Source organism: Variovorax sp. P1_G12, from assembly GCF_056405555.1.
Genome location: NZ_JBFUBW010000021.1, coordinates 1 through 25,205 on the forward strand (window position 1 = coordinate 1; position 25,205 = coordinate 25,205).

The following is a 25,205-nucleotide window of genomic DNA, read 5'->3' on the forward strand; positions in this document are numbered from 1 at the left end:
CGATCCGCAGTTCGCGCTGTTCTATCGCAGCCTGGACGCCTACAAGCAGAGCTTCAACAAGAAGAGCGACGTGCTGGTGCTGGACCCCTCGTCGGACTTCTTCCGGGCGATGCAGGGCTCCGGCTCGGGCAGCAACGCACCGCGTCGCTGAGCACGGCCGCCGTCAAGTGGACAGCGACACCTTCTGGAGCGCGCTGGCCCTGGTCCTGGTGATCGAGGGCCTGCTGCCTTTCCTGTCCCCGGGCGGCTGGCGGCGCGGCTTCGGCCAGCTCATGCAACTGCGCGACGGCCAGCTGCGCTTCTTCGGCCTGTGCAGCATTCTTCTGGGCCTGATCCTGCTTTGGCTCCTGGGGTGATCCGCGGGTCGACCGCGTGTCTAGTGAATTGTTCGTCGAAGGGTCGAATTTTTGGACGGTAATTCTGGAATCGAGGCGGCAATATCCAACATGTCACCACAAAGGTTGCCATGTCAGATCTTGCCGCCGCCCCCTCCCAGCCGTTCGACGCCTTCGCCGACGGCTTGACCGAACCGTCGTCGCTCAGGCACCAGATCACCCGCGCGTACCGCCTGCCCGAGGAGAGCGTGCTGCCCGTCCTGCTCGAAGCGGCCCGTCTTCCGGACGGGAAGGCGAGCGACGCCCGGGCGCTTGCCCATCGCCTTGCCCGGCAGTTGCGCACGCGCAAGGCAGCGACGGGACGAGCGGGGCTGGTCCAGGGCCTGCTCCAGGAATATGCGCTGTCGTCCCAGGAAGGCGTGGCGTTGATGTGCCTTGCGGAGGCGCTCCTGCGCATTCCGGACGCGGCCACGCGCGACGCCCTCATCCGCGACAAGATCGCGCACGGGCAGTGGCAGTCGCACGCGGGGCACAGTCCTTCGCTGTTCGTGAACGCGGCGACCTGGGGCCTTCTTCTCACGGGCAAGCTGGTCGCGACACACAGCGAGTCCGGGCTGTCCACGCTTCTGGCCCGGCTGATCGGCAAGGGAGGGGAGCCGCTCATTCGCAAGGGCGTCGACATGGCGATGCGCATGATGGGCGAGCAGTTCGTGACGGGCGAGACCATCCAGCAGGCCGTCGACCAGGCGAGGGATCTCGAATCGCAGGGCTTTCGCTACTCCTACGACATGCTCGGCGAGGCCGCGCTGACCGCGCACGATGCCGAGCGCTATCGCCTGGCCTACGAACAGGCCATCCACGTCATCGGCCGCGCGTCGAACGGAAGCGGCGTGTACGAGGGGCCCGGCATCTCGATCAAGCTGTCTGCGCTGCATCCCCGCTACAGCCGAGCCCAGTACGAGCGCGTGATGACCGAGCTGTACCCGGTGCTGCGCGATCTCGCCCTGCTCGCGCAGCAGTACGACATCGGCCTCAACATCGACGCCGAGGAAGCCGATCGCCTGGAGTTGTCCCTCGATCTGCTCGAGCGACTGTGCTTCGAACCGGCCCTGGCCTGCTGGGACGGCATCGGCTTCGTCATCCAGGCGTACCAGAAGCGTTGCCCCCGCGTCATCGACCATGTGATCGACCTCGGCCGCCGCAGCCGCCATCGACTCATGATCCGGCTCGTGAAGGGCGCCTACTGGGACAGCGAGATCAAGCGCGCGCAGGTCGACGGGCAGGAGGGCTACCCCGTCTACACCCGCAAGGCCTACACGGACCTGTCGTACCTCGCATGCGCGCGCAAGCTGCTGGAGGCCCCGGATGCCGTCTATCCCCAGTTCGCCACGCACAACGCGCACACGCTGTCAGCCATCTACGTGATGGCGGATCCGTCGACCTACCGCCCGGGACAGTACGAATTCCAGTGCCTGCACGGCATGGGCGAGCCGCTCTACGAACAGGTCGTCGGACCGATCGAAACCGGCAAGCTGGGGCGGCCCTGTCGCATCTACGCCCCCGTGGGCACGCATGAAACCCTGCTCGCCTATCTGGTGAGACGCTTGCTGGAGAACGGTGCCAACACGTCGTTCGTGAACCGGATCGCCGATCCGACGATCTCGCTCGACAGCCTGGTGGAAGATCCGGTGGTGACGGTCGAGCGCCTGGCCCAGGCGGAAGGATGCGTGGGGAAGCCGCACCCCGCCATTCCGCTGCCGTCGCATCTCTACGGCCCACTGCGCCTGAACTCGAAGGGGCTCGATCTTTCGAACGAGCAATCGTTGCACGAGCTCGGCCGCGCCCTGGCGCAGAGCGCGCGCGAAACGTGGACCGCCGCGCCCATGCTCTGCGCGGCGACGCGAGCCGAGGGCGCGGCCGACACCTGGCAGCCGGTCGTGAATCCGGCCGATCATCGCGATGTGGTCGGCCAGACAAGGGAAGCGACCGTTGCGGAGGTCGACGGGGCGCTCGACCAGTCCCACGGCATCGCCGGCGATTGGTCCGCGACGCCGCCGGCGCGGCGCGCCGAGCTGCTCGAGCGGGCCGCCGACCTGATGGAGTCGCGGATGCCTCGCCTGCTCGGCCTTCTGGCGCGCGAGGCCGGGAAGACCTACCCCAACGGGATCGCGGAAGTGCGGGAGGCCGTGGATTTCCTTCGCTTCTACGCGGCCCAGGCGCGCAGCGACTTCAGCAACGAGACGCACCGTGCGCTCGGCCCGATGGTGTGCATCAGCCCCTGGAACTTTCCCCTGGCCATTTTTGTGGGCCAGGTCGCCGCGGCGCTGGCGGCCGGCAATCCGGTGCTCGCCAAGCCGGCCGAGCAGACCCCCCTGGTGGCCGCGGAGGCCGTTCGCCTGCTGTGGGAGGCCGGCGTCCCGCCCGCGGCCGTCCAGCTGCTCCCCGGGCGCGGCGAGACGGTCGGAGCGGCGCTGGTCGCCGACCCGCGAGTCCAGGGCGTGATGTTCACCGGGTCGACCGAGGTCGCGCGGATCCTGCAGAAGACGCTCGCCCAGCGACTGGGCGCGGGCGGCGAGCCGGTCCCGCTGATCGCCGAAACGGGCGGCCAGAACGCGATGATCGTCGACTCGTCGGCGCTCGCGGAGCAGGTGGTGACGGACGTGATGGCGTCCGCCTTCGACAGTGCAGGACAGCGCTGCTCCGCGTTGCGCGTGCTGTGCGTCCAGGAAGAGGCGGCCGATCGACTCGTCGACATGCTCAAGGGTGCGATGAGGGAGGCCTGCGTCGGCAATCCCTCGAAGCTGGCCGTGGACGTCGGTCCCGTCATCGATGCCGAAGCCCGCGCCGGCATCGAGCAACACATCTCGACCCTGCGGAACAAGGGCCGCGCGGTCTACCGCCAGGGGCGCGAGATGGATGACGCCACCCGGCACGGGACCTACGTCATGCCGACGCTCATCGAACTCGACCACCTCTCCGAGCTCCAGCGTGAAGTGTTCGGCCCCGTCCTGCACCTGATCCGCTATCGCCGCCAGGATCTCGGCGCGCTGCTGGGCCAGATCAACGCCACCGGCTACGGACTGACGCTGGGCGTCCATACGCGCATCGACGAGACGATCTCGCAGGTCGTCGAAGCAGCGAATGCAGGCAATGTGTACGTCAACCGCAACATGGTGGGTGCGGTCGTCGGCGTGCAGCCGTTCGGGGGCGAGGGATTGTCGGGAACCGGCCCCAAGGCCGGCGGCCCGTTGTACATGGTCCGCATGCTGGCGAAGCGGCCGGAAGACGTGCTGGCGCGGGCATTCAACGACGCGGATCCGGGAAATGCGCCGGACGTGGAAGTCAGGGCCGGCAAGCCCGCGCTCGACGCCTTGGCGGCATGGGCTTCGCAATCGGGCAATGCCCCGCTCGCGAAGACCTGCAGCCGCTTCAGGCGGCTCACGCGCAGCGGCCAGGCACGCACGCTGACCGGCCCGACCGGCGAGCGCAATGTCTACACATTGCTTGCGCGCCATGCCGTCCTTTGCCTGGCCGACGACGATGCGGACCGGCTGACGCAGCTTGCGGCCGTGCTGGCCGCCGGCAGCACGGCGTTGTGGCCTGCGGGCCAGCGCACGGCCGCCTTGTTCGCCGCGCTTCCCGCCGCCGTCCAGCCATCCATCGTCATTGCGCAGGATTGGGCCGCGCCCACCGTGGCATTCGATGCGGTGCTGCATCACGGTGACGCGGCTGCGCTCGCGGCGGTCGTTCGCCGCGTCGCGGAGCGAGACGGCCCCATCGCGGGGGTCAGGGCCTTTCAACCGGGCGCCACCGACATCCCGCTCGAGGCGCTGGTCATCGAACGCGCGCTCAGCGTGAACACCGCCGCTGCGGGCGGCAACGCCAGCTTGATGACCATCGGCTAAGCGGTGAGGAGGGCCATGAGGGCGGGAGCCTTTGGCGCGCCGTGCGCAGGCAATCCAAGCAGGCAAGCTTGCAAGGAGATCGATCCTTGGGGTTGGCAATTCCACTCAATTGATTTACCATGAACGCTCAAATGAGCGAGAGGTCGTCAATGGTCGAGAAAGCAGCCGCCCGCACGTCCGGGGCCCGCAAGCCGCCCAGGGGTCTGACCTCCCTAGGCGCCATCAGCGTTTCGGAGGTCGATGTCCCGCGTTTCGTCTTGTCTGACCCCCCGTTCCTCGAGATCTACCTCGCTGAGCCGCTGATGCGCATCACGATGGTCAAGGAAGGACTGTCGGCGGGTTACCTCGACAAGCTGGCCAAGAGCCTGAACATCACCAAGGACCGTCTGCTGCCGACGCTGGGCATCGCACAAGCGACCGTGAGCCGCAAGGTTCGCGAGGGGAAGCCTCTCTCCACGGAAGACAGCGAGCGAGCGCTGGGCATGGCGCGGCTGATCGGCCAGGTGGAGGCGATGGTGCAGCAGTCCGGCGACCCGACGGGGTTCGACGCCGCCAAGTGGCTGGCCAGGTGGCTCGAGGAGCCGCTGCCGGCCCTGGGCGGGCGCCCGCCTTCCAGCCTGATGGATACCGCCGAAGGACAGGCGATGGTCTCCAACCTGCTGGCCCGCATGCAAAGCGGGGCCTACGCTTGACGGTATCGGTCGTGCTCTGGCGCCTCGCCACGGACACGCCCGACTACCTGGCTGACGACCTGACCGGCAAGGGCGCCGAGGTCACCGGCGGCCGCTGGAATCGGAAAAGTCGAGCGGTCGTCTACACCTCGCAATCGATCGCCCTCGCATGCCTGGAGACGGTTGTGCACCTGAAGCAAGGCGGCCTCCCTTTCAATCGCTACCTCGTGAAGATGTCGGTGCCGCAAGCCACCTGGGCCGCGCGCGAGGAACGGGACGCGGCATCGCTGCCCGTGGGATGGGACGCGGAGCCGGCGGGCAAGGTCTCGCTGGATCTGGGCGACAGCTGGATCGATGACAAGACTTCAGCGCTTCTGGTCGTGCCTTCCGTGGTCGTGCCGGAGGAGCACAACGTCCTCATCAACCCGGCCCACCCCGACGCCAAGGGCATCGCCGCGCAAAAGGTGCGCAAGTGGCTGTACGACCCGCGACTGATGGGGAACCTGGCAACCTGAGCGTCGGATGCGGCGCTCACCTCGGCGTCGACCAGGAGCGATCGAGCGCGACTTCGCGCCGCAGGACACCGTGGTGCACACCCTGCGCCGACATGGTGACTTCGTCATCTGGGGGCCTGGCCTCTTTCATCGTGCCAGCTCCGCCGGCCGGCCGCCTTGCACCAAGGTGCCGACCCGAATGCCCCGATAGCCGATGGGCAGCGCGCGGCGCCTGGCATATCGTGGGCGGAAAAACGCCTGCCGTGACCCCGTCCGCCCTCTCTTCCCCACCCGATGCTGCGGACACCCGGCTGTTCGACGGCGGGCCGCCGATGCGCCTGCTGCGGCTCTGGGGGCGCTTCGACCCGGAGCATCGGCACGTCTGGCGGCGCTGCGTGGCGGTCGTCGCCATCGGCTGGCTGCCGCTGCTGGTGCTGGCGATGCTGGCGCGGGCCGACGGCCAGGAGGCGGTGTGGCGCGCGTTCCTGCAGGATGCCTCGGCGCATGTGCGTTTGCTGGTGGTCGCGCCGCTGCTGGTGCTGGCCGAAGCCGTCTGCATTCCACGGCTGGGGGAGCTGGCGCACTCGTTCCGCAGCCGCGGCGTGGTGCCCCCCTCGGAGGCCCAGCCCTACGACGCCATCGTGCGTTCGATCATCCGGCTGCGCGACGGCTGGCTGGTCGAGGCCCTGGCGGTGGTGCTGGCTTTCGTGGCGGCCGTGCTGCTGGTGCGCTATGTGCCCACCGCCTTCCTGCCGAACTGGCACCATGGCGCCCCGGAGGCGCCGCTCGGCCGCTCGCTCGCGAGCTGGTGGCACGCGCTCGTCAGCCTGCCCATCCTGCTGATCCTGCAGCTTGGCTGGTGCTGGCGGATCTTTGTCTGGGCCCGCTACCTCTGGCTGGTCGCGGGCCTGAGGTTGCGGCTGATCGCGGCCCACCCGGACGGCGCCGCCGGGCTGATGTTCGCGAGCTATTCGCTGCGCGCCTTCTCGATCCTCGGCGTGGCGATCGGCGCGCTGGTCGCCGCCACCGAACTGGCCCACGTGCTCGCGGGCGGCCCTGGCAGCCCCGAGCAGCTCGCCCGCGTGGCGCTCGGCACGGTCGTGGTCGTGCTGCTGGTCTTCACCGCGCCGGTGCTGATCTTCAGCGGGCATCTGCTGCGAACCTGGCAGCACGGCCTCGTTCGCTATGGCACGCTGTCGCAACGGCTGGGCGAGGCCCTGGAGCACAAGTGGATGAGCGGCCAGACCGGCGGCGACACCGTCGACCCGCTGGCGACCGGCGACTTCTCCGCAGTGGTCGATTTCTACCAGACGGCGGCCAACGCCTACGTGATGCGCCTGACGCCGGTCGACCTGCGCAGCCTGCTGGTGCTGGCCGCTGCCACCGCGCTGCCGTTCGGCCTGGTCGCACTGGCCCTGGTGCCTTTCGACAAGCTGCTGCAGCAGGTGGTGGGCGTCTTTCTTTAGGGCCTGTTCACCCTACCCTTTTCGCGTCCTCACCAAAGGGCAATCGGCGCTACCCGAACAGGCACTTCCCAACCGCCGATCGATGGAGCAGGATGATGGTTGCCGCGAATTGCATTCGCAAGCGAGACCCGAGGCACCACCATGAATTCGAACGTCACGGCCGCTGAAAAGCTGTCCAAGAGCTTCGAGGAGGGCTACAGCGAGGAAGTTCGCGGGCTGGCGGTGTGGCAGGTGATCGGCATGGCCCTGCTTGCCGCGCACGGCATTGCCGACGAAAGGCTCAGCCTGTCGTTCCGCGGCTTCGTGCACGGCTGGCTCAAGGAGCGGGGCGTCGATGAGGAGGAGTTCCAGCGCGCCGTGAAAGCGCTGGAAGAACTGCTGGACTACACCGACCTCCCGTCCATCCTCCGGCACTGAAACCCGCCACCTAGTTGGTGCCAGCCGCGGCCGAGGCCCGGGTGCGCAGCGCGAGCAGCCCCATTGCAGCACCGAGGAGCAGCGCCCCGATCCATTGGCGCGGCAGCATCGGCGCGTCCCACAGCAACCACATCAGCAGGGTCGCCACCAGGGGCTCAACCAACGTGCCGATGACGGCCGCCGTTGGAGACAGCCGCCGCGAACCCCAGGCGAATGCCAGGTACGCGACCGAGGTCGTCACCACGCCGGTATAGGCAATGCCAAGCCAGTGCCCGGCATCGCTCGGCCAGGTCACGCCCAGCGCGCTCGCAAGCAAGGCCATGCAGGCGGCCGCGCTCGTCATCCCCCAAGTCGATGCAGCGACCGGTGAAACACTGGCGGGCATGCGGGCGTTGCACAGCACCACCGTGGCATACAGGGCCGCCGAAGCCAGCGACCACGCCAAGCCGGCCCCATGGCCGGGTGCGAGCTGCCAGCCGTCGACCGGCAAGGCAATCCATGCCACACCGATCAACGCCAGTGCCAGCGCGCCGAACAGACGGCGACTGGCCGGCTCGTAGCCGCGCAGCACCGACACCATTGCCACGATCACCGGGGCGCAGCAGATCGAGATCACGGTGGGAATTGCGGCGCCCAGGTGCGCAACGCCTTCGAACCAGCAACTCACATTCAGCGCCATCGCCAGCCCCGCGCCGAGCATCAAGGCCTGTTGGCGCCGCGCCAGATCGCGCCAGCGCGCCGACGCGCCGGCGGCTGCGCGCAGATGCCACCACCACAGGAGCGGCAAGCCGAGCGAAAAGCGCGCGAGCGCCAGGCTGTACGGCGAAATGCCGCGCTCGATCAAATGCTGCGCCACGAGGGCGCCGCCGCCCCACAACACGCCCGCCGACAAGACGCCGCCCCACGCGAGCCGCGCTCCATTCAAGATTTTCATGATTCGCACACCGTCGAGTGCCCGGACAAACGGGCACGTTGTTCCCGCGCTCAGGCCATCGCATGGGATGGCCTGAGCCCTCTGCTGCGCCACGAGGGGCGCGGAGACTCAGAGGGAAGGGGGCGGGGGAGCGCAGCGGCGGAAATGCATGGTGGCGAATATTAGCCTGGCCACACGTGGCCTGCACGGCATCCTGGGGGTGCGCCTCGACGCTGACAGCCGCCGCGGCCATACTGGGGTTCTCTACGAATGGAGGTCGAAGATGGCCCAGCATGCAATTACCGCCGTCCACTATGAGGGCGACAAGATCGATCTCGTCGCCATTCATGCGGTTGTGGACAAGGAGCTCGGATCGACCGGGTTGGCCCTTGGCACGGCACAGCGGATCAGCATGGCGGAGTGCACCGGTCTGCTTGCTGCCGGCGAGGAGGTGTGCCTTGCGCGGCGCACGGAAGACCATGCCTGGGAAGTCATTTGCGACGTTGAGCTCCTGCCGGGCGGAAAAGGCATCACCGGCGTCGACCTGGTCGACCGCCCCAACGATGCCTTGCAGAACCTTCCCACATGGGGCTGACGGTGAGGAAAAAGCCGGCGGGTCCCGGCTGAAAAATCCCCGGCTTGCACCTTGGGGGGTCTCGGCTGGCGAGCAGGTCTGCCCTTTCGGGCAGCGAAGTTGCCCCTTGCCCTGATGTACAGATGGCGCTGTCGAGTTGACCATCGTCTGGCGAACCAGACCATCGATTCGACGAGCCGCTGCCTGGCGCACGCGGCCTGCCGTTCGCACGGCCAGGCAACTTGCCTGCCCTTTTCATTTTTTCTCATGCAAAGGAAAAGACATGGCGGCGAAGAAACCCAACATCCTGATTCTTTGGGGTGACGACATCGGCTTGTGGAACATCAGCCATTTCAGTCGCGGCATGATGGGCTACCGGACGCCCAACATCGACCGCGTCGCGGAAGAAGGCGTGACCTTCACCGACTACTACGCGCAGCAGAGTTGCACCGCGGGCCGCGCCTGCTTCATCACCGGCCAGAACCCGATCCGCACCGGCCTGACCAAGGTCGGCATGCCCGGCGCCACCGTCGGACTTCAGAAGGAAGATCCGACCATTGCCGAGCTGCTCAAGCCGCTCGGCTATGCCACGGGCCAGTTCGGCAAGAACCACCTGGGCGACCGCGACGAATTCCTGCCCACCGTGCACGGCTTCGACGAATTCTTCGGCAACCTCTATCACCTGAACGCCGAGGAGGAGCCCGAGCTCCCCGACTATCCGAAGGATCCGGCATTCAGGAAGCAGTTCGGTCCTCGCGGCGTGCTCCACTGCATCTCGGACGGCAAGGGCGGGCAGACGATCAAGGACACCGGCCCGCTGACCAAGAAGCGCATGGAAACCATCGACGAGGAGATCACCGACGCGGCCCTCTCCTGGATGGAGAAGCAGGCGAAGGCGGACCAGCCCTTCTTCCTCTGGTACAACTCGACCGCGATGCATTTCCGCACCCACGTGGCTGAAAAGAACATCGGCAAGAGCGGACAGGACCCCTACAGCGACCGCATGGTCGTCCACGACGAGCAGATCGGCCAGATGCTCGCCAAGCTCGACGAACTGGGCATCGCCGACAACACCATCGTGATGTACTCCACCGACAACGGACCGGAGAACGACACCTGGCCGGACGGCGCCAACACCCCGTTCCGCGGCCAGAAGGACTCGAACTGGGAAGGTGGCTGGCGAGTGCCGTGCCTCATGCGCTGGCCGGGCAAGATCAAGGCCGGCTCGGTCCTGAACGGCATCGTCTCCCACATCGACATGTTCCCGACCCTGCTTGCGGCGGCCGGCAATCCCGACGTGACCGAGCAGCTCCTCAAGGGCTGCAAAGTGGGCGACAAGACGTTCAACGTCCATCTCGACGGCTACAACCAGATTCCCTACCTGACCGGTGCCGTGAAGGAGAGTCCGAGGAACGTCATCGTCTACTTCAGCGATGACGGGGAGGTGATTGCGGTGCGGGTCGGCGACTACAAGTTCCACCTGGCGGAGCAGCGCGCCGACACCATGAGACAGTGGGCCGAGCCGTTCGTGAAGCTTCGGCTGCCGTACATCATGAACCTGCGGCGCGACCCGTTCGAGCGGGCCCCGGTGAACTCGAACACCTACCTGGACTGGATGGTCGATCACGTGCCGCAGATGTACCAGATGCAGGCGGTGATCGCCGGGCAGATCGCGGATTTCGCCAAGTTCCCGCCTCGCCAGAAGCCCGCGTCGTTCAACCTGGACGCGGTGTTGGCCCAGGTGTCGGGTCACGGCAACTCCTGACTTCGATGCGAGACGCCGGCCGGGTGGCGCGGGAGGTCAACGCTTTCTACGAGCGTCATCCCTACCCGCCTCCGGTCGACGATCTGGCGCGCTACCGGCAGTCGTGGAGCGAGGACCGGCGGCGCGCCGAGGCCCATCTGTTCTGGCCGGATGAACCCTATCGCGAGGATCGGACCATCCTGGTCGCCGGATGCGGCACCTCCCAGGCCGCCAAGCACGCGATGCGCTGGCCCCGCGCGAAGGTGGTCGGCATCGATGTCAGCGCAACGAGCATCGATCAGACCGAACGGCTCAGGCGCAAGCACGGCCTCGACAATCTAGAGGTCCACCAACTCCCGGTCGAGCGCGCATCCGAATTGGGGCGCACTTTCGACCACGTGGTCTGTACCGGCGTCCTGCATCATCTGCCGGACCCCGACGCGGGCCTGCGGGCCCTTCGCGAGGTGCTGGAGCCCAACGGTGCCTTGCACCTGATGATCTATGCGCCCTATGGGCGCGCCGGGGTGTACCTGCTGCAGGACTACTGCCGCCGGCTCGGCATCGGCACTTCGGCGGATGAGATCCAGGCGCTCGCGGCGAGTCTTCGGGCGTTGCCGCCGGACCACCCGCTGATGCCCTTGTTGCGCAGTGCGCCTGACTTCAAGGACCCGGCAGGGTTGGCCGATGCGCTTCTGCACCCCCAGGACCGGGCTTACTCGGTCCCGCAGCTGTTCGAATTCCTTCGTGCGGGTGGCTTCAGGTTCGGCCGCTGGTTGGGCCAGGCGGCCTATCTGCCCCAGTGCGGCGCCCTGGCATCTTCTGCGCATCAGCCGCTGCTGGCCCGGCTTCCGGTGGAGGCGCAGTACGCCGCAGTCGAACTCTTCCGCGGCTCGATGGTCCGCCACAGCGTGGTGGCGTACCGCAGCGACCGGCCGGATCACGAGCGCGTCAGTTTCGAGGGCGATGCATGGCTGGACTTCGTACCCCTGCGCGTCGCAGACACGGTCATGGTGCAGGAGCGACTGCAGCCGGGTGCTGCGGCGGTGCTGATCAACCGTCACCATACCTACACCGACCTGTACCTGCCGATCACCGCCGAACAGAAGAAGCTCGTCGATGCCATCGATGGCCAGCGCTCCATCGGCGAGATCGCGCCGGAGCAGGCGCAGCGCCAAGGAGCGCGCGTCTTGTTCGAGGGACTCTGGTGGTACGACCAGGCGGTGTTCGACTTGTCGCGCACGCGTGTCGGGGGGCGGATGTGACAGGCCAGCAGCCGGTCACTTCTTCTTGCCCTTCCTGGTCGGTATGCGGCGTAGGCCACGTTTACAGCGTCTTGGTCAGGATCAGGATGAAGCGCGTGGCGTTGGGCGAGAAGGTGGTCTGGCCGATGGGACCGATGGGCGAGGGGATGCCCGGGCTTGCGACCAGGTTGAACGCGCTCTGCTCGTTGCCGCCCTGGACGTAGCCGCCGAGCGAGAGGCCGCTGCCGAAGTCGTAGGCCGCGCCGACGTTGTAGTCGAGGTAGTCCTTGTAGCCCAGGCTCCTGATGTCGCTGGAGAAGAAGGTGTAGCCGAGGGCTGCCTTGAAGGTCAGCTTGGGCACGATCTCCCTGGTGTAGGCGAAGTTCAGGTAGCCGGTGTTGGTGCCGTCCAGGCCCGAGCCGCCCTTGTTGCCGGCGTAGTTGAAGTAGTCCTTGGAGACGGTCCAGGAGTACTTGGCGGTGAAGGCGCCGACGTTCTCGTCGGCCCAGGTGCCTGCGCCGTAGATCTCGGTGGTGTTGCCGGCGCTGTTGCCGGGGTAGACATAGGTCAGCACGCCGACGTCCCAGTCGATCGGGCCGCCCTTGAATTTGTAGCCGCCGTAGAAGTCCATCTCGACGGAGTTGCCCTTGAGCCAGTTGACGCTGGAGTTCCAGTTGCCGAGGTAGAAGCCGGAGTCGCCAAAGGCGTAGTCCAGGCCGCCCTGGATCGCGGGCTTGACGTAGTTGTCATTGGCGAAGTCGTGCTTGCCGAGGACGTCCTGGTCCTGGCCGCGGAACTTGTAGTTGGTGGCCAGCGAGACGTTGCCCGTGAGCTGCGCGCTCGCGAGCATCGGCAGGGCGGCCAGGGTCGTGAGAGAAAGCATTTTCGCGATGGCGTATGTCATGTTCGAAGGTGTTTGTGAGCGAGCCACGAGCGTAGGGGCGAGTCCGTAAAAGGGACGTAAAAAGCCACGGCCTGCGCGTAAAAGTCTCGAACATCGAGGGCGGCGTTTACGCTTTCTTTACGCCCCTCGGCGCACTCTATTCCCCGTTTTTACGCACCCGTCCGGACACTTGCTGCATCGTTTTCTTGATGCAGGAGTGATGAATGGACCTCGTATGGATGGCCGCCATTGCGGCGATGTGGGTCGTGATGGCCGAAGCCGTGCTCGGGCTGTGCAAGCTCGACGCACCGAAAGGGGAGCGCCCGTGATCGGCCTCGATGTTCTCTACGGGTTCGGCGGCCTGGTCGCCGTGCTCCTCTTCGCCTATCTGGTGTTCGCGCTGATCTGCGCCGAGGAGTTCTGAGATGAAACTCACCCCCGAAGCGCCTTGCGGCGCCCCGAGTCGCTGCCAGAGGCAGCGGCTCTTCGGGTCCGTCCGAGCCTGCGCAGGCAGGCTTGGAGCCGCGGACCTCAGCCCCTCAAGGGGGCAACACCAGCGGCCCGGCAAAGCCGGTTCCGCGGTGTTCCTGGCCTTTGAATGCGCCGGCTTCATGGAGCGCGGGTCACGCAATAGCGTGGTGGAAGACTGATATGAACTCATCCGCTTGGGGCCTGCTGGTCCTCTTCCTGGTCGTGCTCGGCGTGCTCGCCTGGCCGCTCGGCCGCTTCCTCGCGGCCCTGTGCGACGGCCGCCTGCCGCGCTGGATGCAGCGCGCCGAAGCACCGCTCTACCAGCTGGTGGGAACGTCGCCCGAACAGTCGATGCACTGGCGCAGCTACGCATTGGCGCTGCTCGCCTTCAATGCGATCGGCGCCCTGGCCGTCTATGGCCTTCAGCGGCTGCAGGGCATGCTGCCGCTCAACCCGGCGGGCATGGCAGCGGTGTCGCCCGATTCGTCCTTCAACACCGCCGTGAGCTTCGTCGCCAATACCAACTGGCAGGGCTATGCCGGTGAATCGACCATGAGCTACCTCACGCAGATGCTGGGGCTCTCGGTGCAGAACTTTCTTTCGGCCGCCACCGGCATTGCGGTGGCGTTCGCGCTGGCGCGCGGCTTCGCGGCGCGGCGCACCGACGGCAAGGGCTTCGTCGGCAACTTCTGGGTCGACGTCACGCGCATCACCGCCTGGGTGCTGCTGCCGATCGCGTTCGCGATCGCGATGGTGCTGGCGGGCCAGGGCGTGATCCAGAACTTCGACGCCTACAAGAGCGTGACCACGGTGGAGGCCACGGCCTACCAGAATCCAAAGCTGGATGCGGCGGGCCAGCCGATCAAGGACGCGCAAGGCAATCCGGTGACGGAAGACGCGAGCACCACCACGCAGACGCTCGCCATGGGGCCGGTCGCGTCGCAGGAAGCGATCAAGATGCTCGGCACCAACGGTGGCGGCTTCTTCAACGCCAACTCGGCCCATCCGTACGAGAACCCGACGGCGCTCTCCAACTTCGTCGAGATGCTGGCGATCTTCCTGATTCCGGCGGCGCTGTGCTTCGCCTTCGGCCGCGTGGTCGGCGACCGGCGGCAGGGCTGGGCCATCCTCGCGGCGATGACGGTGATGTTCGTGCTGGCGGTGATCGCGGTCATTCCGGCCGAGCAGGCCGGCAACCCGCTGCTGCCGCCCCTCGGCGTCGACCAGGCGCAGAGCGCGCTGCAGGCCGGCGGCAACATGGAAGGCAAGGAAGTGCGCTTCGGCATCAGCGCCTCGGCCCTGTTCGCGGCCGTCACCACCGCGGCCTCGTGCGGCGCGGTGATCGCCATGCACGATTCCTTCACGCCGCTGGGCGGCATGGTGCCGCTGGTGCTGATGCAGCTCGGCGAGGTGGTGTTCGGCGGGGTCGGCACAGGCCTCTACGGCATGCTGGTCTTCGCGATCCTGGCGGTGTTCATCGCCGGGCTGATGATCGGCCGCACGCCCGAGTACCTGGGCAAGAAGATCGAGACGCACGAGATGAAGCTGACCTCGATCGCGATCCTGGTCACGCCGATCCTGGTGCTGGCCGGCACCGCCGTCGCCGTGATTGCAGACGCGGGCCAAGCTGGCATCGCCAATCCGGGCGCGCACGGATTCTCGGAAATCCTCTACGCGTTCACCTCGGCCGGCAACAACAACGGCAGCGCCTTTGCCGGCCTGTCCGCCAACACACCGTTCTACAACGCGTGGCTCGCCATCGCGATGTGGTTCGGCCGCTTCGGTGTGATCGTGCCGGTGCTCGCCATCGCGGGTTCGCTGGCGGCCAAGAAACGCCTGCCGGTGACGGCCGGGACCATGCCCACGCACGGCCCGCTGTTCGTCACGCTGCTGATCGGCACGGTGCTGCTGGTCGGCCTGCTCAACTATGTGCCCGCGCTGGCTCTCGGCCCGGTCGTCGAGCACCTGATGTTGTGGAAATGAGACCGCCGACCATGAAACAGAATCCTTCTCCTATCTCCCTCGGCGAGCCCGCCGAACTGGCGGCCGTGGTTGAAGCCAAGGCCCTCGCCAGGAAGAAAATGCACCTCTCGCTGTTCGATGCCGCGCTGGTCAAGCCGGCCCTGTGGAGCGCCTTCGCCAAGCTGAGCCCGCGGGTGCAGTGGCGCAATCCGGTGATGTTCATCGTCTACATCGGCAGCATCCTCACGACCTTGCTGTGGGTGCACGCGCTGAGCTTTCCGGGCGACACCGGCATGTCGTCGGCCTTCGTGTTCGCGGTGTCGGTCTGGCTGTGGTTCACCGTGCTGTTCGCCAACTTCGCCGAAGCGCTGGCCGAGGGCCGTAGCAAGGCGCAGGCCGCTTCGCTGCGGGGGCTGCGCAAGGACACCTGGGCCAAGAAGTTGGCCGAGCCCTTCCATGGCGGCAAGTGGCTGCCGCAGCAGGCGCCCGATCTGCGCCGCGGCGACGTCGTGCTGGTCGAGGCCCACGACGTGATCCCGCTCGACGGCGAGGTGATCGAAGGCGTCGCCTCGGTCGACGAAAGCGCCATCACCGGCGAATCGGCCCCCGTGGTGCGCGAATCGGGCGGCGACTTCTCGGCCGTCACCGGCGGCACCCGCGTGCTGTCGGACTGGCTGGTCGTGCGCATCACGGTCAATCCCGGAGAGTCCTTTCTCGACCGCATGATCGGCATGGTCGAGGCCGCCAAGCGGCAGAAGACGCCGAACGAGATCGCGCTGACCATCCTGCTGGTGGCGCTGACCCTCGTGTTCCTGATGGTCACCGTCACGCTGCTGCCGTATTCGGTGTTCAGCGTCAACGCGATCGGCACCGGCACGGTGGTGTCGCTGACCGCACTGGTGGCGCTGCTGGTGTGCCTGATCCCGACCACCATCGGCGGCCTGCTGTCGGCGGTCGGCGTGGCCGGGATGAGCCGCATGATGCAGGCCAACGTGATCGCCACCTCGGGCCGCGCCGTCGAGGCCGCGGGCGACGTCGATGTGCTGCTGCTCGACAAGACCGGCACCATCACGCACGGCAATCGCCAGGCCAGCGCCTTTCTCACGGCGCCGGGCGTGTCACAGGCCAAACTGGCGCGCGCCGCGCTGCTGGCCTCGCTGCCCGACGAGACGCCGGAGGGTCGCAGCATCGTCGAATTGGCCCGCCGCGGCGGCATCGACGGCCAGGGCGTCGACGGTGCGCACTTCGTGCCCTTCACCGCCCAGACCCGCATGAGCGGCGTCAACCTGCCGGCGGCGCCGACGAGCCTGGACGCCGATCCGGTCGCGCTGCGCAAGGGCGCGGTCGACGCGGTGCGCCGGCACGTGGAGGCGCTGGGCGGCTCGATGGCGCCCGAGGTGCTGCATGCCGCCGACACGGTGGCGCGCCGCGGCAGCACGCCGCTGGCGGTGGCCGAGGGCAGCCGGGTGCTCGGCATCGTCGAGCTCAAGGACATCGTCAAGACCGACATCAAGGAGCGCTTCGCCGAGCTGCGCCGCATGGGCATCAAGACCGTGATGATCACCGGCGACAACAAGCTCACGGCCGCCGCGATCGCGGCCGAGGCCGGCGTCGACGATTTCCTGGCCGAGGCCACGCCCGAAGACAAGCTGGCGCTGATCCGCAAGTACCAGTCCGAGGGCCGCCTGGTCGCGATGACCGGCGACGGCACCAACGACGCGCCGGCGCTCGCCCAGGCCGACGTGGCGGTCGCCATGGGCAGCGGCACGCAGGCCGCCAAGGAGGCCGGCAATATGGTCGACCTCGACTCGAACCCGACCAAGCTGCTGGAAGTGGTGGAGACCGGCAAGGCGCTGCTGATGACGCGCGGCTCGCTCACCACCTTCTCGATCGCCAACGACGTCGCCAAGTACTTCGCCATCATTCCGGCGATCTTCGTCTCGACCTACCCGCAACTGGGCGCACTCAACGTGATGCAGCTCGCGAGCCCGTCGTCGGCGATCCTGTCGGCGGTGATCTTCAATGCGCTGGTCATCGTGTTCCTGATCCCGCTGGCGCTCAAGGGCGTGCGCTACCGCCCGGTGGGTGCCGCGGCGCTGCTGCGCCGCAACCTCGCGATCTACGGCCTCGGCGGCCTGGTCGTCCCCTTCATCGGCATCAAGCTCATCGACTGGCTGCTGGTCGCCGTGCATCTCGTCTGAGGATCTCATCACCATGACAAGCATTCTTCGTCCCGCCCTGGTGCTCTTCGTGCTGCTCAGCGCGTTGACCGGGCTCCTGTATCCGCTGGCCGTGACCGGCGCCGCGCAGGCGCTGTTTCCGGCCCAGGCCGAAGGCAGCCTGGTTCTGCGCGACGGCAAGGCGGTCGGCTCTTCGCTGATCGGCCAGAACTTCAGCGATCCGAAGCACTTCTGGGGCCGTCCGTCGGCCACCGCGCCGATGCCCTACAACGCGGCCGCGTCGGGCGGTTCCAACCAGGGGCCGCTGAATCCGGCGCTGGCCGAGGCGGTCAAGGGCCGCATCGAGGCGCTGCGCACGGCGGACCCGGGCAACACAGCGCCAGTGCCGGTCGACCTGGTCACGGCCTCGGCCAGCGGGCTCGATCCGCACATCAGCCCGGCCGCCGCGCGCTACCAGGCGGCGCGGGTGGCGCGTGTGCGCGGGCTGCCGGCCGACCATGTCGAGCAGCTGATCGCGGATCACACCGCGGCGCCGCTGTGGGGCGTGCTCGGCGAACCGCGCGTGAACGTGCTGGCGCTGAACCTGGCGCTCGATCAGGTGCGCTGAGGAGCGCTCGCGATGGACGACGATCTGCTGCACGCGCTGTTGGCGCTGGCCGTCCTCTTCATTCCGCTGGGCTTTGCATGGTTCATGGTGTCGTTCACCACCCGGCGGCGCGCCCGCCGTGATCGGCATGCGGTGCGCAAGGACCTGCCGCTGCGCTGACCCGTCCCGCCATGAACGACGCCGCGCGCCCCGACCCCGATGCCCTGCTCGCGCAACTGCGCGCGGAGGACGAGCGCGCGCGGCGCGGCAAGCTGCGCATCTACTTCGGTGCCAATGCCGGTGTCGGCAAGACCTGGGCGATGCTCAGCGCCGCGCAGCGCGAGCATACGGCGGGCCGCGATGTGGTGATCGGCGTGGTCGAGACGCATGGCCGCAGCGAGACCGCGGCGCTGCTGGCCGGCCTCCAGGCGCTGCCCCTGCGCGAGCTGCCCTACCGCGGCCGCACGCTGCGGGAGTTCGACCTCGACGCCGCGCTGGCGCGCCGGCCGGCCGTGCTGCTGGTCGACGAGCTCGCCCACACCAACGCCCCGGGCTCGCGCCACGCCAAGCGCTGGCAGGACGTGCAGGAACTGCTGGCCGCCGGCATCGAGGTCTGGTCGGCGCTCAACGTGCAGCACCTCGAAAGCCTCAACGGCACGGTCGGCGCGATCACCGGCGTGCGCGTGCACGAGACCGTGCCCGACACCGTGCTCGACGAGGCCGACGAGGTGGTGCTGGTCGACGTCACGCCCGACGAACTGACGGCACGGCTGGCGGCCGGCAAGGTCTACCTGCCGCAGCAGGCCGAGCGCGCGGCGCGCCACTTCTTCCGCAAGGGCAACCTGATCGCGTTGCGCGAGATTGCGCTGCGGCGCACCGCCGAGCATGTGGAGGACGACGTGCGCGGCTGGCGGGTGGAGCAGTCCGGCCCGCGCGGCGACGAGGGGCTGCCGGCCTGGAACACCTCGGGCGCGATCCTGGTGTGCGTCGGCCCGCACGAGGGCGCGGGCCAGACGGTGCGCACCGCGGCCCGGCTGGCGGGCCAGCTCAACGTGCGCTGGCATGCGGCCTACGTCGAGACGCCGCGGCTGCAGCGCCTCGGTGCGAGCCGGCGCGAYCGSATCCTCGCGGTGCTGCAGCTGGCGCAGGCGCTGGGCGCGGAGACGGCGGTGCTGACCGGCGTCGAGGTGGCGCAGGCCCTCGCYGCGCAGGCGCAGCGGCTCAATTGCGCGACGCTGGTGGTGGGCCGCGCCGAACCCGCGCGCGGGTGGCCGCGGCGCGCGCTCACGCGCGAGCTGGCGCGCCAYGCGCCGGGCATCGACATCGTCGAGGTGGCGCGCGCCGASAGCTCGCGCAACCTCGCGCAGCTTCGTCCCACCGCGCGGAGCGACGGCGAGCCGCCCGAAGAGTCCGACCCGCCGCAGGTGCGCTGGCCGGGCTACGCCTGGGCGGCGGCCGTCGGCTTCGCGATCACCCTCGTGGCCACGCCGTTGGCGGGCGTGCTGGAACTCACCAACATCGTGATGCTGTTCCTGCTCGGCGTGGTCGGCGTGGCGCTGCGTTTCGGCCGCGGCCCGGCGGCCTTCGCCGCGATGCTCAACGTGGCCGCCTTCGACTTCTTCTTCGTCACGCCGCGCCTGTCGTTCGCGGTGAGCGACGTGCAGTACCTCGTGACCTTCGCGGTCATGCTCGGCGTCGGCCTGCTGGTGGGCCAGCTCACGGCCGGACTGCGCTTCGCGGCCGGCGTGTCGACCCGCCGCGAGCGGCGTGCGCAGTCGCTGTTCGAGCTCACGCGCGAACTCTCGGCTGCGCTCGAAAGCGCGCAGGTGTCCGCCCTCGGCGCGGCGGCGGTGCGGGGCCATTTCGGCGGCAAGGCGGTGGTGCTGGCGGCGGACGCCAACGACCGGCTGGTCATGCCCGCGCCCGCGCCGCCGGGCTTCGACCCCAGCGTGGCCGACTGGAGCTTCCGCCARGGGCAGCCGGCCGGACTCGCCACCGCCACGCTGGCAGCGCAGCCCTGGCACTACGTGCCGCTGAAGGCGCCGATGCGGGTGCGCGGCGTGCTCGCGCTGGAGCCCGCGCACGCGCGCTGGCTGCGGATTCCCGAAGAGGCGCAGCAGCTCGACACGCTGGCGCGGCAGATCGCCATCGCGCTGGAGCGGGTGCACTACGTCGAGGTGGCGCAGCGGGCGGTGGTCGAGATGGAGTCCGAGCGCCTGCGCAATGCGCTGCTGGGCGCGATCTCGCATGACGTGCGCACGCCGCTGACGGCGTTGATCGCGCTGGCCGAATCGCTGCCCGCACTGCCCGARGGCGCAGCCGGGGCGCATGCGGTGGCGCGCGCGATCGTCGCGCAGGCKCACCAGCTCCATGCGCTGGTCAGCAACCTGCTGGACATGGCGCGGCTCGAGAGCGGCATCGCGGGCGGCGCCGTGAAYCTGCGGCGCGACTGGCAGTCGGTCGAGGAAGTGGTCGGTTCGGCCATYCGYGCRGCGCGGCCCGCACTCGGGGACMTGSAGGTGCGGACKTCGCTGCCGCCCGACCTGCCGCTGGTCGAGTTCGACGCGGTGCTGATCGAGCGCGTGCTGGTCAACCTGCTCGAGAACGCCGCCAAGTACGGGGCGGCGCCGATCGTGGTCGGCGCGAGCGTCACGCCGAGGAGCCTGGTGCTCACGGTGCGCGACCACGGCCCCGGCCTGCCGAACGCCATGCGGGGCCACGAGCAGCAGCTGTTCGACAAGTTCACCCGCGGCCAGGCCGAGTCCGCCACGCCGGGCGTCGGGCTCGGGCTGGCGATCTGCAAGGCGGTGGTGAGCGCGCACGGCGGCGAGATCGCGGCGGCCAACGCTTCGGACGGCGGGGCAGAATTCACGGTCACGCTGCCGAGACGCGAACCGCCCGATACGGTCGAAGACGGCGCAAGCTAGGGCCTGTCCAGGCCCTGGTCAGGAGGATTCCGTCATGGCCGATCGCGTGGGTATCTACTGCCGCAAGTGAAAGACGTGCATCTCCGTCCAGCGTCCGGTCGAGTTCTCCAGCAGCACGACTGCGTCGCACACGGCTTCGACCGGGACCTCGAGGGCGCTCATGCGACGCTGCAGTTCGGCTGTTGCCGCATCGGCCTCGGCGACATCGCCGTGGGCGACCGTCAGGTGCGGAACGACGCCACCCTCATGGGCGCCCCCATAGGGCAGGAAGTCCGGGAAGGCGTGCACCAGCGCCTCGGTCAGGGCGACGAAGGGGCCGGCCGGTTCCGGCAGCAGGTACGCAGTCGCGGGGAAGCGTGCGACCGCGGCCAGCGAAAAGGAGAAGGCCGGGACGCGGTCCAGGGCCCGCTGCGCCCGGCCGAGCACGGCCGGGGTGATGCGCTGCGGCGGCATGAACGGAACCAGCACCGTGATGTGTGCCGGAACGCCCAGCTTCGCTGTGGCATCGAACTGCGCGCGCAGATCGACGACGAGCGGCTCGGCTGCGGGAACCTTGACTGCGAACGCGGAGATCGCCATGGGCCCGATCGTAGCTCGCCGGACCTCTCGCTGATCTACAGAGTGCGCGGCCGAGTTGCAGCCATGACGCGGTTGCCGAGCGCCTCGAGGTTCTGGGCGACCGGCCCTCAGATCGCCGCGATCAGATGCGCCAGGCGGTCCGCAGACATGGGCAGTTGCCTGACGCGCAAATCCAACGCATGGGCCACAGCGTTGGCGACGGCCGCGGCGGCCGGACCCGCGGCGGCTTCTCCGACGCCGAGACTGGGTTCCTGCGGCCGCTCGATCACCCGGACGGCGATTGCCGGGATCTCGTCGAAGCCGAGGATCGGGTAGTGCTCCCAGTCGCATGAGGTGATGCCGGTTCGATCCCAGGTCACGCTTTCCTTCAGCGTCCAGCTGAGCGATTGGAGCAGGCCGCCTTCGATCTGATTGACCAGGCCATCAGGATTGACAACCGCACCGGCGTCGACCGCAGCCCAGACCTTCTCGACCCGGATCTTCTCCTCGACGCTGACCTGCATGGCGATGGCGCAGTACGCGGCCTGATTCTTGTAGCGGCCGACGGCGATTCCCAGGCCGCTGCCGTTGCCTTTTTCGCCGCGCTGGCTCCAGCCCGCCATGTCGGCCGCGGTCTCGAGTACCGCGCGGGCGCGTGGATCGCTCAGATGACGCAGGCGGAACTCGACCGGGTCGCTGCCCGCGAATTGCGCCAGCTCGTCCATGAAGCTCTCGATCGCGTACAGGTTGGCATAGGAGCCGAGCGAGCGCAGCGCGGAGACGCGCACCGGGGAGCTGGCAATGAAGTGGTAGTCGACGTGCTGATGGGGCATGTCGTACAGCGCGATGGCATTGCGGTCACCGCCGCCCATCGGCAGCGGAAGGTCGCGCGCGGTCGGCTGCGGCAGCGGCGGGTCGATCTCCCAGGCGCCGAGCAGGTTGACGCCTTCGCCCCAGCCAGGTCGGTTCATGTGGGTGTGGCTCCACAGGGATAGGGCCCAGCTGCCGATGCGGCCGGCATCGTCGAGTCCGGCCGTGAGCCGCACCACGCTGGCCGAACCGAACGGCGACATCGACATCTCGTCTTCGCGCATCCACTGCACCCGCACCGGCACGCCGATGAGAGTGGCAACGAAGGCGGCGTCGAAGGCCGCATCGTCGGCGCCGTTGTGGCCGTAGCAGCCGGCGCCCGGCGCATGGATGACCTCGACGGTGCCGGCCTCGCGGCGCAGTGCCGCGGCGATCTGATCGCGCAGTGGATAGACACCCTGCGTGTGAGACCAGATGCGCAGGCGTCCGCCGCGGGGGTCGGCCAGCGCGCAGGCCGGCCCGATCGACGCGTGCGCAAGGTAGGGCCGCGAATAGGTGGCGCTGCAGGTCTGGAGCCGGGTGCCCGGCACGCCCGCCTCGTGCACGCGCCTCGGGCTGTCGGGAAGACCCTGCAACAACGCGACCGTGTCTTGGCCCGCATGCGGATCAGGCAGAGGGCCGAAGTCGAGCAGCTTGCGAGCCTTCGGTAGTGCGCGTACCAGAGCGCCTTCATGCGGCCCCACGAGCGCCAGGAACCGGCCGCAGTGCACCACCTGCGACACGCCCGGGAGCGCCTGCAATTCAGCCAGCGGCACCGAAGCCAGTCGCTGCGAAGGATGCCGACCGCGCAGCATGCGCACATGCTGCATGCCGGGAATGACGAGGTCCTGCACATAGCCTGCGCCAGTCAGCTTGGCCATGAGGTCCACGCGTGGCAGCGAGCGACCCACATAGGGCTCGGGCGCAGTTCGAGCGCTGGCGGGAGATGCGACGATTGCGATGTCGAGGTCGATCGCGGGCGCAAGCGCCCAGTAGTCGATCTGTCGCTCGCCGCCCGCATTGCGAAAGCAACCTGCGTCGACTTGCAGGTCGGCGGGCGCAACGTCCAGGTGCAGCGCCGCAAGCGCGTTGAAGAGCGTGTAGGCATGCGCGCAGGCCCACCGCAGCGCGGCCCCGCCATACTGGACCGAAAGGCTGCCCGCCGTGTAGCCCTCGTCAGGGGAGCGATCGGTGTGGCCGGCCACCAGCAAAACCTGCTTCGGCGTCAAGCCGAGTGCGTCGCAGGCGATCTGCACCAGGGCTGTTTCGATGCCCTGACCCAACTCGACCTTGCCTGTGAACACCGTGACTTGGCGTTCCGGCCCGATGCTCAGCCATTGGCGCAGGCGCGGATGCGCAAGGATGGCCGGCGGCGTGGAACTCGTCATGGCTGGTCTTCCGTATGCAGCCGTGCGGCGGCTGCCTTGATCGCCTTCAGGATGCGCGCGTGGGCGCCGCAGCGGCACAAATGCCGGTGCATCGTCTCTTGCAACTCGGCCTCGGTCGGCGCGGCGGTACGGTGGAGCATGGCGGTCACCGACATCAGGATGCCGTTGATGCAGTAACCGCACTGCGCCGCCTGCAGCGTGACGAAGGCGTCGAGCACGACCGCGCCCACCGGGTCATGCCGCAACTGCTCGACCGTGGTGAGCTCGCGTCCGACGGTACCCCATAGCGGCATGTCGCAGGACTGGACAGCACGGCCGTCCATCCAGACGGTGCAGGCGCCGCAGTGGCCCGCCCCGCAGCCGAAGCGCACACCCTTGCAGTCGAGGTCGTTGCGCAGCACGTAGAGCAGCAGGTCGTTTTCGTCGGCCTGGACGTGGTGCGCAGTGCCGTTGACCTTGAGTTCGAAGGAGGATGTCATAGGGTCGATGCCAACCGGGGCCTGCGGGCTCAGGCGTTCAAGGCCCTGGCCGGCTTGCGCAGACCGGCCGCGCGCCGATACGGCGGCGGGTAGTAGGGAGTGACGCCGAGCGTCTCCGCCGCCCGCCAGACCCAGCGCGGATCGGCGAGGAACGGGCGTGCCAGCGCGACCTGATCCGCGAATCCCGAGGCCACGATGTCGGCTGCCTGCGCCGGCTCGCTGATGCCGCCGACGGCGCGAGTGGCGATTCCGCTGCGGCGCCGAACTTCTGCGGCCAGCCCAACCTGGAAGCCGGGGCCGAAGGGAATGCGCTCACCGCGGACCACGAAGCCGCTGCTGACGCACACGTAGCCGAAGCCGATGTCCTTGAGGCCCTGGGCCAGCCGAACGGCGTCATCGGGCCCGAGGCCGCCTTCTGCCCAGTCGGTGCCGGTGATGCGCGCTCCGAGCACACGGCTGCTGGGCACGTGCTCGCGCAGGCGCTGCGCGATGTGCAGCGCCAGCCGGTCGCGCCCGGTCGCATCTCCGCCCCAGGCGTCATCTCGCAGGTTCGCGAGTGGCGATTGAAACTGGTGCAGCAGATAGCCATGCGCGCAGTGCAGCTCGATGACGTCGAAGCCCAGGCGAACCGCGCGTTGCGCGGCGTCGACATAGGCGTTGACCAGTCGTTCGATGCCGGCGTCGTCGAGCGCTTGCGGCGTGTCCCAGTCCGGCGCGAAGGGCAGTGCGCTCGGCGCCGCGCAGCGCCACGGCGGCCCGCCGTCGCCGTCCGCCGTCAGCGGGCCTGCGCCTTCCCAGGGCACATGGGCCGAGCCCTTGCGGCCCGCATGGCCGAGCTGGATGCCGAAGCGCGTACCGGGCGCGGCGACCGCCCGCGCCGCCTGCAGCACACGAGACAGGGCGGCCTCGGCGGCGTCGCTGTAGAGGCCCAGGCAGCCGTGCGTGATGCGCCCGCGGGCCTCCACGGCGGTGGCTTCGACCATGACCAGGCCAGCGCCCGCCAAGGCGAGCTGCATCAGGTGCTGAAGGTGCCAGTCGTTCGCGACGCCGTCGCGCGCCGAGTACTGGCACATGGGAGAGACGACGATGCGATTGGGAAAGCTCATCTCGCCGATCGAGAGTTCACTGAACAGGGGGGACATGGGCGATGGTTCCAGGCGGT

General features: G+C 68.5%; 21 protein-coding genes and 1 pseudogene. 16 read left to right on the forward strand and 6 right to left on the reverse strand.

Features of this window, described 5'->3' with window-relative positions; genetic code table 11:
• From AC1D2O_RS22635 to AC1D2O_RS22665, 7 genes and pseudogenes are all read left to right on the forward strand, one after another.
• Window positions 1–151, forward strand: a pseudogene (locus tag AC1D2O_RS22635) (protease modulator HflC); the annotation flags it as partial.
• A 16-nt stretch (window positions 152–167) separates the two neighbouring features.
• Window positions 168–356, forward strand: a complete 189-nt coding sequence (locus tag AC1D2O_RS22640; protein WP_478157937.1) for a DUF2065 domain-containing protein — start codon at window positions 168–170, stop codon at window positions 354–356.
• A gap of 110 nt (window positions 357–466) precedes the next feature.
• The gene (putA, locus tag AC1D2O_RS22645; RefSeq protein ID WP_478087557.1) at window positions 467–4,240 is read left to right on the forward strand and encodes a trifunctional transcriptional regulator/proline dehydrogenase/L-glutamate gamma-semialdehyde dehydrogenase; all 3,774 of its coding nucleotides are present in this window, start codon (window positions 467–469) and stop codon (window positions 4,238–4,240) included.
• A gap of 257 nt (window positions 4,241–4,497) precedes the next feature.
• Window positions 4,498–4,932: a type II RES/Xre toxin-antitoxin system antitoxin gene (gene parS / locus AC1D2O_RS22650; RefSeq protein WP_478157938.1), complete on the forward strand. Its 435-nt coding sequence runs from the start codon at window positions 4,498–4,500 to the stop codon at window positions 4,930–4,932.
• Window positions 4,929–5,426, forward strand: coding sequence for an RES family NAD+ phosphorylase (locus tag AC1D2O_RS22655; protein WP_478157939.1), 498 nt, complete (start codon window positions 4,929–4,931; stop codon window positions 5,424–5,426). Before parS ends, AC1D2O_RS22655 begins: the two co-directional genes overlap by 4 nt.
• A gap of 242 nt (window positions 5,427–5,668) precedes the next feature.
• Complete coding sequence (locus tag AC1D2O_RS22660; protein ID WP_478087562.1) at window positions 5,669–6,871, forward strand: hypothetical protein; 1,203 nt, start codon at window positions 5,669–5,671, stop codon at window positions 6,869–6,871.
• Between the two features lie 141 nt (window positions 6,872–7,012).
• A complete protein-coding gene (locus AC1D2O_RS22665; RefSeq protein ID WP_478087563.1) occupies window positions 7,013–7,288 on the forward strand; it encodes a hypothetical protein in 276 nt (91 codons plus the stop codon).
• Between the two features lie 10 nt (window positions 7,289–7,298).
• Here the strand turns inward: AC1D2O_RS22665 and AC1D2O_RS22670 are convergent, their stop codons facing one another.
• Window positions 7,299–8,222, reverse strand: a complete 924-nt coding sequence (locus tag AC1D2O_RS22670; protein ID WP_478157940.1) for a DMT family transporter — start codon at window positions 8,220–8,222, stop codon at window positions 7,299–7,301.
• Window positions 8,223–8,484: 262 nt separating this feature from the next.
• Here AC1D2O_RS22670 and AC1D2O_RS22675 point away from each other — a divergent pair, with 262 nt between their 5' ends.
• From AC1D2O_RS22675 to AC1D2O_RS22685, 3 genes are all read left to right on the forward strand, one after another.
• Window positions 8,485–8,796: a hypothetical protein gene (locus tag AC1D2O_RS22675; RefSeq protein WP_478087566.1), complete on the forward strand. Its 312-nt coding sequence runs from the start codon at window positions 8,485–8,487 to the stop codon at window positions 8,794–8,796.
• A gap of 262 nt (window positions 8,797–9,058) precedes the next feature.
• The gene (locus AC1D2O_RS22680; protein WP_478087567.1) at window positions 9,059–10,540 is read left to right on the forward strand and encodes an arylsulfatase; all 1,482 of its coding nucleotides are present in this window, start codon (window positions 9,059–9,061) and stop codon (window positions 10,538–10,540) included.
• A 23-nt stretch (window positions 10,541–10,563) separates the two neighbouring features.
• Window positions 10,564–11,781: a class I SAM-dependent methyltransferase gene (locus tag AC1D2O_RS22685; protein ID WP_478087569.1), complete on the forward strand. Its 1,218-nt coding sequence runs from the start codon at window positions 10,564–10,566 to the stop codon at window positions 11,779–11,781.
• 61 nt (window positions 11,782–11,842) lie between these two features.
• Here AC1D2O_RS22685 and AC1D2O_RS22690 read toward each other — a convergent pair whose 3' ends face one another.
• Entirely contained in the window at window positions 11,843–12,664 is an 822-nt protein-coding gene (locus AC1D2O_RS22690) for a TorF family putative porin (RefSeq protein WP_478087570.1), read from the reverse strand.
• 304 nt (window positions 12,665–12,968) lie between these two features.
• Here AC1D2O_RS22690 and kdpF point away from each other — a divergent pair, with 304 nt between their 5' ends.
• From kdpF to AC1D2O_RS22720, 6 genes are all read left to right on the forward strand, one after another.
• Window positions 12,969–13,067, forward strand: a complete 99-nt coding sequence (kdpF, locus tag AC1D2O_RS22695; protein ID WP_478087571.1) for a K(+)-transporting ATPase subunit F — start codon at window positions 12,969–12,971, stop codon at window positions 13,065–13,067.
• 227 nt (window positions 13,068–13,294) lie between these two features.
• Window positions 13,295–15,097 (forward strand): potassium-transporting ATPase subunit KdpA, encoded by a 1,803-nt coding sequence (gene kdpA / locus AC1D2O_RS22700; RefSeq protein WP_478087572.1) that lies wholly within the window; start codon window positions 13,295–13,297, stop codon window positions 15,095–15,097.
• A gap of 98 nt (window positions 15,098–15,195) precedes the next feature.
• Window positions 15,196–17,277, forward strand: coding sequence for a potassium-transporting ATPase subunit KdpB (kdpB, locus tag AC1D2O_RS22705; protein WP_478087581.1), 2,082 nt, complete (start codon window positions 15,196–15,198; stop codon window positions 17,275–17,277).
• A gap of 13 nt (window positions 17,278–17,290) precedes the next feature.
• Window positions 17,291–17,863, forward strand: coding sequence for a potassium-transporting ATPase subunit KdpC (gene kdpC / locus AC1D2O_RS22710; RefSeq protein ID WP_478087573.1), 573 nt, complete (start codon window positions 17,291–17,293; stop codon window positions 17,861–17,863).
• A 12-nt stretch (window positions 17,864–17,875) separates the two neighbouring features.
• Window positions 17,876–18,022, forward strand: a complete 147-nt coding sequence (locus tag AC1D2O_RS22715; RefSeq protein ID WP_478087575.1) for a hypothetical protein — start codon at window positions 17,876–17,878, stop codon at window positions 18,020–18,022.
• Window positions 18,023–18,033: 11 nt separating this feature from the next.
• Entirely contained in the window at window positions 18,034–20,769 is a 2,736-nt protein-coding gene (locus tag AC1D2O_RS22720) for a DUF4118 domain-containing protein (protein ID WP_478157941.1), read from the forward strand.
• Window positions 20,770–20,823: 54 nt separating this feature from the next.
• Here AC1D2O_RS22720 and AC1D2O_RS22725 read toward each other — a convergent pair whose 3' ends face one another.
• The 4 genes from AC1D2O_RS22725 to AC1D2O_RS22740 form a co-directional block, all read right to left on the reverse strand.
• Complete coding sequence (locus AC1D2O_RS22725; protein ID WP_478091598.1) at window positions 20,824–21,348, reverse strand: 2'-5' RNA ligase family protein; 525 nt, start codon at window positions 21,346–21,348, stop codon at window positions 20,824–20,826.
• Window positions 21,349–21,455: 107 nt separating this feature from the next.
• Window positions 21,456–23,564, reverse strand: a complete 2,109-nt coding sequence (locus AC1D2O_RS22730) for a molybdopterin cofactor-binding domain-containing protein (protein WP_478157942.1) — start codon at window positions 23,562–23,564, stop codon at window positions 21,456–21,458.
• Window positions 23,561–24,043 carry a (2Fe-2S)-binding protein gene (locus tag AC1D2O_RS22735; RefSeq protein WP_478091602.1) on the reverse strand — a complete coding sequence of 161 codons (483 nt, stop codon included), beginning with the start codon at window positions 24,041–24,043 and terminating at the stop codon, window positions 23,561–23,563. The genes AC1D2O_RS22730 and AC1D2O_RS22735 overlap by 4 nt, the downstream gene beginning before the upstream one ends.
• Before the next feature lie 29 nt (window positions 24,044–24,072).
• Window positions 24,073–25,185, reverse strand: coding sequence for an NADH:flavin oxidoreductase/NADH oxidase (locus AC1D2O_RS22740; RefSeq protein ID WP_478091604.1), 1,113 nt, complete (start codon window positions 25,183–25,185; stop codon window positions 24,073–24,075).
• Between the last annotated feature and the right edge of the window lie 20 nt (window positions 25,186–25,205).